The organism is Paenibacillus wenxiniae (assembly GCF_039822605.1).
GTDB lineage: Bacteria > Bacillota > Bacilli > Paenibacillales > Paenibacillaceae > Saccharibacillus > Saccharibacillus wenxiniae.
Window position 1 is genome coordinate 270,835 of sequence record NZ_JBCGUH010000002.1, and the last position, 16,572, is coordinate 287,406.

Here is a 16,572-nt window from a genome sequence, read left to right on the forward strand (position 1 = left end):
CCTATTTCCTTCAAATTCTGAATATATACAACATCGTTCCAAATTTTCTCCCCTACCTATTTCATCGTACAGTTGGTAAATTAGCTTTGGAACAGATTGTAATCGCTTTCTGTTTTGCAAAGTACAATGTACCGTCCCGTTTTACCATTCTATGTTAAAGGAGATTTCACATGGGAAAAAGAAAAACATGGGGTATCGGTTTACTTACAGTTGGTCTGGTCGCATCGATGATCGGGCCTGTAACACCAGCTAAGGCAGCAGCCGAGCAGCTAACGGTTGATGTTTCGCAAAACACGGGGGATATTAAGCATGGCGCATCGGGTTTTCTGTACGGATTGGGTAGTCCTGGCGTGCCTAATCTGAACATGCTTGCACCGCTTAGTCCACAGGCAATCGCGCAAAAAGCACCGGATGGACTACAGCATCCAAACGGTGATGCATTAAAGGTAGCTCCCGAATTTGTTGAAGCAGGCGGCAAAGAAATCCAGATCTACATGCAGGACATTTACAAAAACTGGCCGTATGAGAATCTTGGGCTGGACGATTATTTAAATAAGATTGATCAAATGGTGCCAAAAGTAGTCGCTGATCCGAATCATTCCAAATACGTATACATTCCTTTCAATGAGCCAGATGGCATCTGGTATCAGGGCTTATTTCAAACGAACAGCGATGCACAGAAGAAATTTTTCGCCGATTGGAAAACGGTCTACCAGCGCATCCGTTCCCTTGATCCGAATGCTCAAATTGGCGGTCCGAACACAGCGGTATACAACGCTAAGTTTATGGAAGACTTCTTTGCCTTTGCCAAACAAAACAATGTAGTGCCCGATGTAGTGACCTGGCATGAGCTGAACAATGACTTCTTCACTGACTGGTACAATCACTACAACCATTACAGAGGCGTAGAGCAGCAAGTTGGCATTAGCAAGCTGCCGATTGCGATCAATGAATATGCACGTCCATCCGATCTGGCTATACCGGGCGAACTTGTACAATGGATGACACGTCTGGAAAATAGCAAGGTGGATGGTATGCTTGCGTACTGGTCAACAGCAGGTACATTAAACGATCTGGTCACGCAAAATAATAAACCGACTGGCGGCTGGTGGCTATACAAATGGTACGGTGAAATGACCGGACATACGGTAGCTACTACACCAACCGCAACCACGGGTTCTTTCCAGGGTCTGGCTACCGTCGATGACTCGAAAAAGCAAGTGCGTGTTCTGTTTGGCGGTTCTTACCCTGACAATACGTACACGACGAATATTAATGTCAAAGGTCTCTCCGCAAATACGTATGGACAGCGTGTTCATGCTACTGTCTGGGGTGTAGACAGTACCGGAACTTCGCCATCTAGCGGTCCGTATGTTGTACAGGAAGGCGACTACAATGTATCCAACGGGCAGATTAATGTACCGCTGAGCGATTTGAAAGCAAAGTCTGCGTATCAGCTTATCGTGACGCCAGATACCAGTCTGTCAACGGTAAACAATACCGGTCGCTATGAAGCGGAATATGCTAAAGTAGATGGCGCAGCCACTGTGGATTACGGTAACCGCACAGGTTATTCCGGTACCGGTTATGTCACATTGCCTGGAGCACAGCAAGCGTCCAGCCAATATATCGTACAGGTTCCTGCTGACGGTTATTACAATCTGGATCTGCGCTATGCTACGACTGAAAGCAATAAAGCCGATATTACGGTAAATGGAGAAGCATTAACGACGGTGTCGCTGGCGCCTACTAATTCGTGGAGTACAGAAAGCCTGACTGTCTACTTACAGGCAGGTATTAATCGGATCAACTACAATAATGCAAGTGGCAATTCAGTCTCCACTTTACTCGATTATTTGAATGTATCGCAAGGTACAGGGAATGTGGGCATCTATCAAGCAGAAGCAGGCGACAATACATTGTCTGGTGACGCTAAAGTAGAAAACTCTTCTAGCGCATCTGGTGGACAATATGTAGGCTGGATCGGTAATGGAGCGAATAATACACTGCAATTTAACAATATCAATGTACCGCAAGCAGGTACGTATCGAATGGTCGTTACGTTTGCCAATGCAGAGGTCGAAGGCAATCATGAATACAATACAAACATTGTAGATCGACTTGCCCATATTACCGTCAATGGAGATCAAACGCAATCGCGTTATTTCCACAACACTCGTAGCTGGAGCAGCTTCCAAACGACTACATTTGATGTAGAACTCAAAGCTGGAGCGAATACGATCAAGTTTGGCAATGCAGACGGCTATGTGCCGAACATTGATCTGATTCAAATCGCCGCTCCATTCGTAACACCGGTTCCGGTCGCTAGCAGTGTAACGGAAAATACGTATCAATCCCAGAGTGAATAAACTGTATAGTGCGTTAAACCGATATACACTATAGACAGCAAGCATAAATGAATAACACGGGATGGATGCACTGCGTATATGCGTGCATCCATTTCCCGTATGCATACTTACGGGTGTACAATTTGAACGAGCGGGTGAAGGGAAATGAAGACGAGAAGGATACGTACCAAAATCGCACTGGCTATGCTACTCACAACGATCTGTCCATTATTGCTCACATCGATCGTTATTTTATGGCAGGTATCGCAAAATATCGAACAAAATCGTCTGTTTGCACAAACCCGAATCTCGGAAGATTTAAACTTGCAAATTCAACAATATATGAACGAGATGCAGGAAACGTCGTATCAGATTTATTCCAACTATACGATGGTGCATAAGTTATATAAGAGTGTACAGGAACATCCCGGTAAAGCCCCTAATTATGATGTTACTTTTCAGCTAAAGGAATTTTATTTGAATACGTATAGCCGCCTGGAAGAAAAAGATGTCAAAGGCATGTACATTCTTGACTTTGAAGGCAATGTGTACGCCGACTTTTTCCCTTATTATTATTTGCGGCTCAGTCAGCAGTATAACAAGGAAACGATTTCTCCACTGCAAGCACCCTACCAAAAACCGACATTTACGATTCATCAGGATAGTATTTATGGACAGCCGATTTTGCGCTATTTGTATCCGATCAAAATGGTCGGTCGTCCATTTGCCGTGCTCGTCATCGATATGGATGAAAAGCCGTTTGCTGAACTGTTGGAACGATACAATATTTTTGAAAATGGACAAATTACGATCTGGAACGCTAATCATGACCTTATTTATCGTACATCGCAATCTAAGCCATCCACCGATTATTCAGAAATGATCCAGCTTCAGATTCCACCGGGAGATAATCAGTTACGATATGAATTTAATATTGCGCCGCAGCTCATCTTTTTCCGTAGCTTTGCGATTGGTATTATTGCGTTCTCCATGTTGCTTAGTATTATTTTGAGCGCGTGGTTAAGCCACAATATTACTAGACCGATCATCGAATTATGCAGCAAAATGAATGAAATTAGGCGTGGCAAATACAATGTGCGAGTCAGATTGTCTACGACAGATGAAATCGCTTTTCTCGGTAAGCAATTTAACGAGATGGCGCATCGGATTGAGCAGCATGTCGATCACGAGTTAAAGCTGCAATTGAAAAATCAGGAGTCTCAGATCAAGGCGCTACAATCGCAAATATCACCGCATTTTCTATTCAATACACTACAGTTAATGTCTAATATCGCGATCATGAATCAGGTGCCAGAAATGCGCTTCATCTGCCAGGCTTTAAGCAATATGTATCGTTATAATATCGATATTAATCGCGAATGGGTGCAGGTGAAAGACGAAATTTCTCATGTGCGAAATTACATGCTGATCATTAACAAACGTCTGCCAGACGGCATCAAAATTTCTATTCATCTGGAACCGTCGGTTCGCAATCTGTGGATTCCTAAATTGATTTTGCAGCCTGTTGTAGAAAATGCGGTTGAGCACGGTTTACTGCCATTAATGAAAGGCAAAAAGCTAATGCGCATTAGCGCCTCTGCCGATTGGGAGCAGCGCACGCTCACTTTTCATGTGCTGGATAATGGTGTCGGGATTCCAGAGGAAACGTTACAGAAGCTGCGCCATTCACTTAATCATGATGAAATTTTCTCGCAGGCATCAGGTGCTTCGATCGGTTTGTTAAATATTCAAACGAGAATCAAGCTAATTTGTGGTACGAGCTACGGGATCGAGATGAGTAGTAAGCCGAATACCGGCACATTACTGACATTCAGACTACCATTGAAGGAGGTTGATCAGGCATGAAAGTATTAATTGTCGATGATGAAGTGACGATACACAGACAGCTGGAGCAATGCCTTGATTGGGCGCAATATGGGTGGGAAATTGTAGGGCATGCCTACAATGGTGAGGAAGCATGTCAGATCGTAGAGCAGGAACAGCCGGATGTGATTTTAACCGATATTCGGATGCCCCATATGGATGGATTGCAGTTTTTGACATGGCTTAAACAATCGTCCAGTCATGCGAAAGTCGTTGTACTCAGCGGCTATGGAGATTACGAATATTCGCGGGCTGCCTTTTTGTTGCAGGTGACCGATTATTTACTCAAGCCGGTTAATGAAGCAGAACTGCTACATCTGCTTAGTCGGCTGGAGGTGGAGCTGCTTCAAGAATCACAGTCCCGCTATCAGCATCGTGAACAACAGGTAGCGTTATATCAAGGCTTACAACTGATGCAGGATGAATGGATTAGTCATCTGCTGAGCACTCATACCCGTAATGAAAATGAAATTATCGTAGAAGCAGAGCAGCTAAAAATCGCTGTGCCGGAAGAAGCGTATCATATCGTGATGATCAAGCTATTGGATGTGAAGTCCAGCATTGCCAGTCGATATGAAAGTGATAAAGGCTCATTTTATTTTGCCGTGCGTAATATTGTGAGGGAAAGTATGGCAATTTATGACGAGCAGACGGATATTTTTCGCAATTTAAATGGATATCATGAGTTTTTATTTTTCCAGCCTGCTGAGAAAGATCGTCTGACGTTACAGCATATGTTGAAAAAAATACAGACCGCGTTGTCTTCCTATTTGCGTGTGAGCGTCAAGCTAGGAATTAGCGCTCGCAAAAAGCGAATTATTGCGATGGAGAGTGCATATCAGGAAGCACGACATGCGGTCAAACAGCTACGCCTAACTGAGCGTGATACGATCGCTTTTTATGACGAACTGGATGGAGCTACAACATCATATAGCAATGCGGCGGCATGGGAGGATGTACATGAATGGCTGGGCGTTATGCTCACGACAGGAGCATTGCATAGTCAGATGCCACTGATGGATAAGCTGGAATATTTACTGGAAGGTAGCCAGCTGGAACAGATGAGTATGAATGAATTACAGACGAATATTACGCGCCTGCTGCAACGTTTGGAATCGGAGCAAAAAGATGAACATACGCTGATGCTACTAGCCCAAATTCGCTCCAGCATGCAGGAGCTTGATCTGGAACAGATGAAGCATCGTTTGTATGAGCTGATTACCTACCATATGAATCAGTCATCCGAGCAAAATAAATCTAAAACGGCACGCCAGTTAATTTCGCTTATTAAACGATATGCGAGTGAGCATTATTGTACGGTGACGCTGGAGGAGATTTCACGCCGCTTTTTCATTAATAAAAATTATTTCTGTACGTTGTTTAAAGAGGAGAATGACGAAAGTTTTCTGGAGTTTTTAACCCGAATCCGGATGGAACAGGCCAAAAAGCTACTGCTGAATACCGATCTGAAAACATACGAGGTTGCGTCACGTGTCGGCTATGCCGATGCTCGTTACTTTAGCCAGGTGTTCAAAAAAGCAACCGGTACACAGCCAAGCCAGTTCAAACAGGAGCACATCGGAAGTTAATCGATAAAGGGAATCGCCGGAGTGAGAAGATTATCGATAAAGTGTTGAATAATTTCAACTATAATCTGAATTTCACCTTATCGGCACATGGGCACGGCCTGCTTACAATAGAGCTAGGCCAACAAGCCCGATTAAGATGACGGCAATTAGAGAAAGGACGAAGACAATGAAATTAACTAAAGCGTGGAAGCTGACAATTGTTGCCGGGGTAGTGCTCAGCCTGCTGGCAGGCTGTAGCAGCGGAAGTAGTTCATCGAATGCAACGAACAGCTCCAGTAATGAGAGCGCTGTAACCACACTGAATTTCTGGGCGGCACTTGATCCAAGCACCGATCAGGGCAAAGAAATTCAGCAGCAAATTCAGCAGTTCAATAGTGAGCACAAAGATGTACAGGTAAATATGCAGGTCATCTCCTATGATGTAATGCATCAGAAACTGATTGCTGCGGTTACAGCAGGCGATGCACCGGATATGACATGGGGACTTGGTGAATGGTTTGGTGAGTTGAATCAGATGGATGCGCTTGCTGATCTCACCCCATATGTAGACAAATGGGCAGATAAAGACAAATTGTATCCGAATATCTTGCAAGGGCTTACAATTGACGGGAAAGTGAAAGCGCTTCCTAACTATATCGGTATCCGTGCACTGCTGTATCATGATAATTTGCTCAAGCAAGCCGGTTATAATGCACCGCCAAAAACGTGGGATGAACTATTAAAAATGGGTCCGGTGATTAAACAAAAAACAGGCAAATATGCCTTTGGTATTGCAGCAAGCGGCGTGCGTTCTTCACAAGAGCTGATGACCTATCTGGCGCAAAATGATGTACAGCTTGTGAAAGATGAAGGTGGCGGCAAATATAAAAACACATGGCAGGAAGACCCGAATGAGCTGAAAAAAGCAACACAGGTATTCCAATTTTACAAAGACCTGGTGAGCAGCAATACGATTGATCCGAATGCGAAAACATGGGGCTGGGAAGAGGAAGATCAGAACTTTGTGCTCGCACAGTATGCAATGGTCGTTAACGGAACATGGATCGAAGGTCGTACAAACGAAAATCCTGAAGGCATGAAAGATGTCAAAATTGCACCACCCCCTTATGGTAGCAAACCAGCTACATTCCTGGAAATTGCTCCATTATATCTGTACAAATCCGATCATCTCGATAAAACATGGGAATTTGCTTCTTTCCTGATGAGCAAAGATTATCAATCGAAAGTCAATCCATCGTCTGCACCACGCAGTGATGCGATCACCGGCGCATGGGGCAAGCAGTTTATGGAGTTGACTTCACAGGGTGTGAACTTCCCACCCATCTCCCTCGGCGGTGTAACACAGGCAATGCAAGATTCACTCGCACGCCTGATGCTGCAAAATGATTCGCCAGAAGCAGTAGCAACATGGCTCAGTGGAGCGATTAATGACAGCTTGAAAGCAAGCGGACAGTTAAGCGGTAGCTAAATATTTTGGTAGAGTCATGATGTGAGTAGACGTATTAAGCTCATAAAGTAGCAAGAGATAATAAAAAGTAGTATGAAGCAAGCAAAAATAGAAGCAAGCAAAAATAGAAGCAAGCACAAGTAGAATTAACAAGACTTCATTGTAAATAGTGAAATCGGTAACTCTAAATCAATAGAAATAGAGCGGATGAAGCAAACGGAGCTTGACCATACTCGTGTTAGCTGGAGAAACTGTCAGCTCCGTTTACTTCCATTACTCAGAAAAAGTGGTGAGTGGTTTGACTTTACGAGAGAAACGAATTCGCATGGTCGCTTATTATTTCGTCATTCCGGCGTTATTGTTTTTTATATTACTTAATGCGTATCCACTTTTGACAGTGGTATGGGACAGCTTTCAATTGATCAATATGCTGAATAAAGCATTATCTGGCTTTTCGGGTTTGTCCAACTATGTAGCCGTGCTACAAAATGAGAATTTTAAGGCTGCACTATTGCATACATTCATATGGACGATATTGTCTGTTGCCGGTGAATATGTGTTTGGATTGATAACCGCATTAGCACTCAATCAGAATATTCGCTGTCGGGCATTGTTCCGCGGCATCATTATTATTCCGTGGGTCGTACCGATCGTGATCGCCGGTATGACATGGACATGGATGCTTGATCCGAATTTTGGCATTATCAATTACTGGCTAGTGAAAATGGGCATCATTGCACAGCCGTACAATTGGCTCGGTCAGATGAATACCGCGCTCTATGCTGTCATTTTCGTTAATATCTGGCGCAGCTTTCCGTTTTATACGATCAGTTTGCTGGCAGGCTTGCAGTCGGTATCCAAAGATATACTGGAAGCAGCAGCAATCGATGGAGCCGGCGTAAGAGTACGGTTTTTCAACGTCGTATTGCCGCAATTAAAAAGTATATCGCTTACGATCATCTTTATTCACCTGATCTGGACAGCGATCAATTTTGACTTTATATGGGTGATGACGGAAGGTGGGCCATTATACGCGACCGAGACATTACCGATTCAAATTTTCCGCTATGCGATGCAAACGTATAATTTTGGCTATGCGTCTGCCTTAGCATCGATGATGCTTGGATTTATGATGACTGCATTCCTGTTGTATTATTTTATGTCTGTTCGCAAAACGAATCGTTAACACGGAGAGGGGAGAGAGCGGTATGCTCATGAGCAAACAAAAGCAATTGTTTTTTCAAATTCTGACCTATGCTATTTTACTCGGCTTTTCCTTTTATTGTTTGTTTCCTTTCCTGTGGATGGTCGTGACGGCGTTAAAGCCAACGGATCAGATTCGAACGGTTACGCCTACCTTTATCGTAGCTCATCCGACAATGGAGCATTTTATTAATGTTATTACGCAATCAAAGTTTTTGACGTATTTTCGCAACAGTATATTCGTCTCGGTGATCGTAACTGTGTTATCGCTCATGATCTCCATTTTTGCTGGCTATGCGCTTAGTCGCTTTATTCGCTTCCGTGGCATTAAATTGTTCAGTGTGGCGATGCTACTGTCGCAAATGATTCCCGGTGTGCTGTTGCTGATTCCGCTCTATTTAACGATGAAAGATCTGGGATTAATCAATACGTACACTTCGCTTATCTTAGCGTACACGACATTTACTGTACCGCTGTGTACGTTTATGATGAAGGGATTTTTCGATTCGATTCCGATGGATATGGAGGAGGCGGCAGAGATTGATGGCTGTTCGCGCGTGTCATTGATCTTCCGGATTTTATTACCTGTGTCGCTACCGAGTATGATTGCGGCGGGGATGTTTGCCTTTTTGAATTCGTGGAATGAGTTTATGTTTGGATTTGTATTTATTAACGATGATGAGCATCGGACACTAACGCCAGGCATTTACCTGTTTAAAGGGTTGTTTCAGACCGATTGGGGCAGCCTGATGGCTTCGTCCGTACTAAGTGTGTTACCGGTTGTACTGATGTTTGTATTTATGCAGCGATTCCTGGTTGAAGGAATGACTGCGGGGTCGGTAAAAGGATAATGGCTTGAAATGATCGTATGAAAATGAGCATATGAAATGGCAAAGAGCACAAACTGTGATTTGTGCTCTTTTGGTATTACGCTGTAATTTGTGGATCGATTATAAGATAAATCGCTTGTTTATGCGTAGAAGATTATTTAATATATAAGTAAGTGATTATATATTAAAAGAGTAGATGATCACATACAAACCGTCACGATTGTTTTCTTGACCAAAAGGGAGAGTATACACATGTGTAAAAAAACACTGTATTTTTTATGTACAGGTAATTCCTGCCGTAGTCAGATGGCAGAAGGCTGGGGGAAGACGTATTTGAGCGACGAATGGAATGTATATAGTGCAGGCATTGAAGCACATGGATTAAACCCCAATGCTATAAAGGCGATGAATGAAGTAGGCATGGATATTTCCAATCAGACGTCAGATGTGATCAACCTGGAAATATTGAACCGTGCGGATTTGATTGTAACTTTATGTGGCGATGCCGCAGATAAATGCCCTATTACGCCTGCACATGTACGTCGCGAGCACTGGGGCTTTGATGATCCGGCGAAAGCAGAAGGAACCGATGCAGAGAAATGGGCTTTTTTCCAGCGTGTACGGGATGAAATTGGAGAGCGGATCAAGTATTTTGCGAAAACAGGAAAATAACAAAAGGGAGCGGATATAATCTGCTCCCTTTTCTTGATGGTAAAAAATAGCATTGTACCGGATAAAAGATACGATAAACAGCATTCATTTAGTCCATTCAGGATGCTATATGAGGATTTGATTATGACATAGTGATCTACTTTGTGCTGATTATACTTGATGAGGTGTCGTACTTATTTCGTACAAGCGAGCGATCTTATTTTGCTTAAATTCGAAATGGATCGTATTACCATGTACATGATACGATGTGTTCTTATCTTCTGCTGGATTAGGGTACAGTTGGATAACGCTCTGAATCGATTTTGCTGGATCATGCACGCTAAAATGGTCATTTAAGCTTTCTGTGCGCCAGACAGCAAGGTACAGACGGTCAGGTGTTTCAATACCGAAGCTAAACCATTCATCATCAATAAGCGGAATGCCGGTTAGCCAGACCGGACGACCGGTTGGAATATGCTTACGGATATTTTTATACACGTCGATTGCTTGTTTGACAAGCAGCAACCGATCTTCGGTCAGCTCGCCCAGATGTCCACTCTGGTGAATGCGTAATAGCATCGTATTCACCATATTGAAAATGACTTCTTCATGGTCGCCTTCGCGCAGCGGATACGACCAGATCGCCGCTTGTTCTGGCGTGACATTGGCTGCGCAGGCGGCAGCGATTGCACCATTACGTATATATTCCGTCTGGTCGGTAATCGATTGGATGCTATGTCTGGCGAGCATCTGGTAGTCGTGGCGCATGCCGCCACTGCCACAATTCTCGATCACAAGCTGTGGATAGAGGGTGAACATACGATCCAGCCATTGTAAATACGCACGATTATGCTCCAGCAAACCATCACCCATACTGTCACTATGTTGATCCGTACCAATGCCGGTCGTGATATTGTAGTCCATTTTGATATAGCCGATGCCGTACTCTTGTACAAGTCGCTGTACGACTGAAGTCGCATAATCACGTACTTTCGGATTGCGAAAATCGAGATGGTAGCGGCTATGGTCGATGATACGTTTACCATGACGCATAAAAAACCAATCATCTGGTAAACTTGCCGCTAGTTTGCTATTAATGCCCATCACCTCAATTTCCAGCCATAGACCGGCAATCATACCTTTGGATTGGATATAATCAATAACCTCAATCAGTCCACCTGGAAAACGTTGCTGCGATGGTTGCCATTCGCCCACATTGTCCCACCAGTAGCCATCTGAATACCATCCACAATCGATGACAAAATATTCACAACCAGCGGCAGCTGCGGCATCAATAAGCGGAAGTTCTTTAGCAGTTGTCGGATCACCGGACAGGCAATTCATATAATCGTTAAAAATGATCGGCAGCTGCTGATTGTCTTCATTGGGACGACGGATTGCACGACGATAGCGAGTCAATTCCCAGATCGCTGCCTGCCAGCCGCCAGGGATCGCCCCGAATGCTACGGGAATGGTCGTAAATGAGGCACCAGGCAATACATTTTTCCACCATTGATTATGCAATTCGGTCGGACCGCTCAGCCGCAGTGCAAGCTCTTTGCCCAGTGCTGCATCGGTAAGCTCCCAGTGCCATGCGCCATTACTTTCCAGTTGCCAGAATGTAGCCATGCCGGTATGATCATTTTCGACAATACCGATCGGCGCGAATTGAGAGCAGGACCAGGAGGAATTATTAGAAACGGAAATGACCTTCGTAGAATCCTGCAATTTCTCTCCGTCCAATGCATAGAGCAGACCTAGCTCAGGCAGACTATATTTACGCCATTGATTTTCCCCTGTCCATGAATTATGGGGAAGATACACATGATTGGCAGTGTAGGGAAGCGAAGATCCATCGTTATTTAAACCAACAATATTCAGTGAGGATATATACTCAATCCCAAATGGTTCTGTGCCTGTATTCGTAATCTCATTCCATACTTTAACGACACGTATACTAGCAAAAAACTGCATATACGTTGTAACGGTCAGCGAGCAGGATTGTTCATACGTCTGTGTAATGATTAGCTGATTTTCCTGCTGCACGATTTGTTGGAACGTTAGCTCTGTACCGGGTAGGGTGTTCGATAGCCTTGTTCCTTTATGCCCCGGACTATTAAATCCGGTTAGTTGAAGCTCGACCAGTACACTCGCCTGCTTGCGCTGTTCGAGCATATTATCAGCGTTTGGTAAAGGGGCACTCGACAAATGCAACAATCGGATACGTTGCTGATCATTCCGTTCAAAGAGAGCGTTTACACCATAGATCTGATATTCATATAAGCGAGTCATTCCGTTCACTCCTCCTCAAGTCCAATCCAATACAGTCGCTTTGGCGATCCATAGTTAAGCTGCCAAAAGCCAGATAGCGCTTATCTTGATTGTATGCTTTTGCCGCCGTATTCCTATAACTGTATCAAACCAAAACTATACCATTTCCCATATGATGAACTGCCGATCGATATAAGAAAAAGCACCCTCTACCCGAAGTAGAAGATGCTTGCTGAGTCATAAAATTCCACAAAACAAAAAAGCATATAAACAAAAAGATAAATAAAATTAAAAAGTAACAAAATTAAACAGCAATGAAAATAAAGAAGGATGAAGGTAAAGAACGATGAAAGTAAAGAAGAACCTTCTACTATTCGGATCACCACCTAAAGTAATGACCAGTAGAGGCTATCGATTATACCGATGATCGTTTCTATAACAGTCTAGTCAGAATGGCGATGGCGCTTGCTATAAAAGCCTGGCGCCACACCAAATAAGCGTTTGAATGCTCGCGCAAACGACAGCGGATTTGTATAACCAACCGCATGAGCTACTTTTTCCACCGTGTAATCGGTATGTTCCAGCAGAAATTTACCGCGTACCATCCGATAATTCGTAAGATATTGCAGTGACGTTTGCTGTAATTCGGTACCTGTCAACTGTGTAAGATAAGTCGGATGGATGCCGATCTGTCTGGCAATACTGTTCACCGTCAACTCCGGATTTCCATACGATGTACGTACATGAGCGATAAATAGATCTACATAATGTTTGGGACTGCTAGGATTGTAAGCGATCTGGCGAATAGGCTGATCGATGCGAAAATAAGACAACATCCGAAAAAAGTCACCTTGCACCCGTAACATCGAATGCTGCCGCACCAGATTATCGGTAATGAGCGCATGAATATAACTCTCGGCTTCCGAGCGATCCTGTAACGTTCCCACCTGTGCACGATCATGAAAGCCAAGCTCTTTCACCACTGCTGCCGCACGTTCCCCTTGAAAACCAATCCATACATATTCCCACGGCTCCTGTGCATCCGCTTCGTACACCGCATACACATCATTCGGTGCAATCAAAAAGAAATTCCCTGCCTGCAAATGATACGTTGCATCCCGTGCCCGAAACTGCCCTTTGCCACTCAACACATAATGCAGCACATAATACTCCCGAATTTGCGGCCCAAAGCTATGTGAAGGCAAACACTTTTCATACCCTACATTCATCACATACAACTCATTCAAAAGCCGCTCTGTAAAGAAGATTTCTCGCCGCTCCTCACTCTCCATAAACATCACCGCATAACCTCACTTTATGTAATCTGCCGCTCCATTACTAGCAATATGAATGTACCAGATTAAGTAACCAGATTGAAGCATGAATCCGTAGCTTGTGAAAGCAGAGCAGGCAATACCAATAGCTACAACCAATTGCTGACTAGAAGTGGTATATGCCAACCCATCCTAAGAAACATCAACTAAGAAACATTAACTAACAAACACTAACTAATAGACACTATAATCTGCTATAACCTCCCTGCCTACTATGTTCCGCTAAAAACCGCATAAAAAAAGAACGAACCCCTCATAATGGAGTTCGCCCTTTCCCAATTTAGCCAACCAGTGCTTGCTCACGACAAGTATCCGAACAATAATGCTCATGTTCATCTTCGCAGCTATCGCAAACAACATGCTGCAAATTACACACCGGACAATTTACATAATGATCGGTTGTGTCTTCACAATGGAAACACTTGCCTACAACGATATCTTCATCGGTATGATTGATTTTAACCGAAATACGCTCATCGAACACATAACATTTGCCGTCAAACAGTCGTCCCTGTACTTCAGGGTCTTTACTGTACGTCACAATACCGCCATCTAATTGAGCGACATCGTTAAAGCCTTCATTCATCAGGAAGCCGGACAGTTTCTCACAACGTACACCACCTGTGCAGTACGTCAAAATCTTTTTATCTTTATATTGACTCAGATTTTCACGAATCCATTGCGGAAATTCACGAGACGATTCCACTTCCGGACGAATCGCACCGCGGAAATGACCGATATCGTACTCGTAGTCATTGCGACCGTCCAGTACGATCACATCATCGCGCTGCAATTGCTCATAAAATTCTTTAGGCGACAGATGCTGGCCTGTCGTTACGTTAGGATCAACATCCTGATCCAGACGGAAGGTTACTAATTCTTGTTTATGCCGTACAAAAATCTTTTTGAAAGCATGACCTTCGGACTCGTCGATTTTGAACACCACGTCAGCGAAGCGAGCATCCGCGCGCAAATCATTCATATACTGCTCGGTTTGCTCCCATGTGCCAGACAATGTGCCGTTAATACCTTCCGGCGAGATCAAAATGCGACCTTTAACGCCGAGGTCTTTGCAATATTGCAAATGCTCAGCCGTCAGCGTTTCCGAATCCTCCAACGCTACAAATTTATAAAACAATAAAATCCGGTATGGATGTGTGGACATTAATATCACCTTTAATCATATAATATAGAAAAGCTTCATCTTGCATACATTCTGTCATCCGTTAAACAATGAACGCAATTTAAAATTTTACGCCTGTTCACAAGCTTAGTCAACGGATATGTTGAAAAAGTTATGAAAATGATACGATGCATGCAGAGTAGACACCACTCTGGGAAGGAATAAGGGGACGGACTCCGGTCTCGCACAGGAATCTACGGAGTAGGAGAGAATGTAGATTCCCGTGCTCAAAGTAGTACGATATTTTGCTATGCAAAAATCCTTTTCTCATTGAACCCCGTGTTAGGAAATCGCTAACACTGTAAGTCGTCCTTTCCCCTTATTTCCTCCCCGCAGTGAAGTGCAATTTGCATATATGTATCGCCTCATAAAAAGTGATGAGTAGTCATGAAAAATGTCCAAGTAGTCCGTTTTTTGAAATATGAAAAGAATATTATATTTTTATGCTTTGGTTTTCAAGCGTGCATATCATATAATGGAAAAGATGCAGGTATAGGTGAATAGATTATTGTCCAGTAATCGTGTAAATGGATTGGAATGTATGCTGCTATGATCATGTTAAAGAGCATAGATAAAGTGCCTAATGCAGTGCTACAGACAATAAGCTATACGGGGCAATACGCTATACTGAACTGCGATGACCGTTTCATACGGGACGATCTATACTTATAAATATGAGAGCTTATACAAGGTAGAGCAGAGGGGTTACGATGAATTTGAATACGCTACAATTTGATGAATTATGCCAGTTAAATGCAAGTTTGGCGCCTTACTCAACCTATGAGATTGGTGGTAAAGCACGTCATCTCGGTCTTCCAGCAACAACGGAGGAACTGGCGGTGCTGCTCGAAGGGAGTAAGCATAAAGGGTTAGATGTGAAATGGTTTGGGATGGGTTCGAATATTCTGTTTCCAGATCAGCCGCAGGATGATACGCTCTTTCTGTCGCTCAAGCGTCATATCGAGCTGACATTTAACGAAGATCGTTTATTTGTATCGGCAGGCGTGCCGATGACATGGCTTGCGCTGATCGGTGTGATGACCGGTATAAAAGGAATGGAATTTACGTATTTGTTGCCGGGCACGATGGGTGCAGGCATTTATATGAATGCGAAGTATTTCAATTATGATATTAGCGGTCTGCTAGATCGCGTTTATTATATTGATGTAACACGTCCCCAGCAAGGTGTGCAGCATATCGGTGTTGACCAGTGCCAGTACGCATACAAGCAATCTATTTTCCAGCAAAATCCGTGGGTAATCGTAGGTGCAGATCTGCATGTAGGTGAATATGAATTGCCGCAAGCAGAAAGTTGGACAGAACTGATGAAGGAAATGCAAGTATCGAGTGCGGCTTCATCCGTATTGCCAGATTATTTCCGTTATTATCAGAACTGGATTGGTCGCCTGTCTGCTAAAGGGTATGTTGTACCGCAGGAATTTCATGATGTGATCGCAGATCGCGGAGGCAAGCATCATTTTGACCATGCCTGTTGTGGCTCGGTGTTCAAAAACAATTATGACTTCGGTCAGCCGACCGGTAAGCTCGTTGATGAATTAGGTTTACGTGGTACACAGCGCGGCTATGCACGTATTTCCCCTTATCACGGCAACTTTATTCAAAATGTCGGTGGTGCGACCGCTGAGGATGTATTGTATTTGATTCGACTAGTGCAGGATGGTGTGCATACACGCTTCGGTTTTGTACCGGAGCCGGAAGTTGTGATTTTGTAAGCAGTCGTTGTTGATATTGTAAGTAGTCATTGTTGAACTTGCGAGGTGTACGTGCCGCGGCGATGTTTTAATTTGCTGTAGGTAATAGAGGGTAAATCA

The 16,572-nt window shown here is 43.7% G+C and carries 11 protein-coding genes; 8 read left to right on the forward strand and 3 right to left on the reverse strand.

Annotated elements, in window-relative coordinates:
• Positions 1 to 170: 170 nt before the first annotated feature.
• The 7 genes from AAHF22_RS04320 (at position 171) to arsC (ending at position 9,973) form a co-directional block, all read left to right on the forward strand.
• Positions 171 to 2,369, forward strand: a complete 2,199-nt coding sequence (locus tag AAHF22_RS04320; RefSeq protein ID WP_347323741.1) for a CBM35 domain-containing protein — start codon at positions 171 to 173, stop codon at positions 2,367 to 2,369.
• Between the two features lie 144 nt (positions 2,370 to 2,513).
• A complete protein-coding gene (locus AAHF22_RS04325; RefSeq protein WP_347323742.1) occupies positions 2,514 to 4,214 on the forward strand; it encodes a sensor histidine kinase in 1,701 nt (566 codons plus the stop codon).
• Positions 4,211 to 5,821 carry a response regulator gene (locus AAHF22_RS04330; RefSeq protein ID WP_347323743.1) on the forward strand — a complete coding sequence of 537 codons (1,611 nt, stop codon included), beginning with the start codon at positions 4,211 to 4,213 and terminating at the stop codon, positions 5,819 to 5,821. The genes AAHF22_RS04325 and AAHF22_RS04330 overlap by 4 nt, the downstream gene beginning before the upstream one ends.
• A gap of 166 nt (positions 5,822 to 5,987) precedes the next feature.
• Positions 5,988 to 7,289 carry an ABC transporter substrate-binding protein gene (locus AAHF22_RS04335; RefSeq protein ID WP_347323744.1) on the forward strand — a complete coding sequence of 434 codons (1,302 nt, stop codon included), beginning with the start codon at positions 5,988 to 5,990 and terminating at the stop codon, positions 7,287 to 7,289.
• Between the two features lie 268 nt (positions 7,290 to 7,557).
• Positions 7,558 to 8,454: a carbohydrate ABC transporter permease gene (locus AAHF22_RS04340; protein ID WP_347324100.1), complete on the forward strand. Its 897-nt coding sequence runs from the start codon at positions 7,558 to 7,560 to the stop codon at positions 8,452 to 8,454.
• A gap of 22 nt (positions 8,455 to 8,476) precedes the next feature.
• On the forward strand, positions 8,477 to 9,322 hold the full coding sequence (locus AAHF22_RS04345) for a carbohydrate ABC transporter permease (protein ID WP_347323745.1): 846 nt from the start codon (positions 8,477 to 8,479) through the stop codon (positions 9,320 to 9,322).
• 231 nt (positions 9,323 to 9,553) lie between these two features.
• On the forward strand, positions 9,554 to 9,973 hold the full coding sequence (gene arsC, locus AAHF22_RS04350; protein ID WP_347323746.1) for an arsenate reductase (thioredoxin): 420 nt from the start codon (positions 9,554 to 9,556) through the stop codon (positions 9,971 to 9,973).
• A 150-nt stretch (positions 9,974 to 10,123) separates the two neighbouring features.
• Here the strand turns inward: arsC and AAHF22_RS04355 are convergent, their stop codons facing one another.
• The 3 genes from AAHF22_RS04355 to trhO form a co-directional block, all read right to left on the reverse strand.
• The gene (locus tag AAHF22_RS04355; RefSeq protein ID WP_347323747.1) at positions 10,124 to 12,244 is read right to left on the reverse strand and encodes a glycoside hydrolase family 36 protein; all 2,121 of its coding nucleotides are present in this window, start codon (positions 12,242 to 12,244) and stop codon (positions 10,124 to 10,126) included.
• Positions 12,245 to 12,666: 422 nt separating this feature from the next.
• Positions 12,667 to 13,521, reverse strand: coding sequence for an AraC family transcriptional regulator (locus AAHF22_RS04360; RefSeq protein ID WP_347324101.1), 855 nt, complete (start codon positions 13,519 to 13,521; stop codon positions 12,667 to 12,669).
• Between the two features lie 316 nt (positions 13,522 to 13,837).
• Positions 13,838 to 14,722: an oxygen-dependent tRNA uridine(34) hydroxylase TrhO gene (gene trhO, locus AAHF22_RS04365; protein ID WP_347323748.1), complete on the reverse strand. Its 885-nt coding sequence runs from the start codon at positions 14,720 to 14,722 to the stop codon at positions 13,838 to 13,840.
• 728 nt (positions 14,723 to 15,450) lie between these two features.
• Between trhO and murB the strand changes: the two genes are divergently transcribed.
• The gene (gene murB / locus AAHF22_RS04370) at positions 15,451 to 16,473 is read left to right on the forward strand and encodes a UDP-N-acetylmuramate dehydrogenase (RefSeq protein WP_347323749.1); all 1,023 of its coding nucleotides are present in this window, start codon (positions 15,451 to 15,453) and stop codon (positions 16,471 to 16,473) included.
• Positions 16,474 to 16,572 lie beyond the last annotated feature (99 nt).

Bases quoted from the DNA above. Each gene is read 5' to 3' on its own strand.
- AAHF22_RS04335 (WP_347323744.1), top strand. From the start codon at position 5,988: ATGAAATTAACTAAAGCGTGGAAGCTGACAATTGTTGCCGGGGTAGTG.
- AAHF22_RS04330 (WP_347323743.1), top strand. From the start codon at position 4,211: ATGAAAGTATTAATTGTCGATGATGAAGTGACGATACACAGACAGCTG.
- AAHF22_RS04345 (WP_347323745.1), top strand. From the start codon at position 8,477: ATGCTCATGAGCAAACAAAAGCAATTGTTTTTTCAAATTCTGACCTAT.
- trhO (WP_347323748.1), bottom strand. From the start codon at position 14,722: ATGTCCACACATCCATACCGGATTTTATTGTTTTATAAATTTGTAGCG.
- AAHF22_RS04355 (WP_347323747.1), bottom strand. From the start codon at position 12,244: ATGACTCGCTTATATGAATATCAGATCTATGGTGTAAACGCTCTCTTT.
- murB (WP_347323749.1), top strand. From the start codon at position 15,451: ATGAATTTGAATACGCTACAATTTGATGAATTATGCCAGTTAAATGCA.
- AAHF22_RS04320 (WP_347323741.1), top strand. From the start codon at position 171: ATGGGAAAAAGAAAAACATGGGGTATCGGTTTACTTACAGTTGGTCTG.
- AAHF22_RS04325 (WP_347323742.1), top strand. From the start codon at position 2,514: ATGAAGACGAGAAGGATACGTACCAAAATCGCACTGGCTATGCTACTC.
- arsC (WP_347323746.1), top strand. From the start codon at position 9,554: ATGTGTAAAAAAACACTGTATTTTTTATGTACAGGTAATTCCTGCCGT.
- AAHF22_RS04360 (WP_347324101.1), bottom strand. From the start codon at position 13,521: ATGTTTATGGAGAGTGAGGAGCGGCGAGAAATCTTCTTTACAGAGCGG.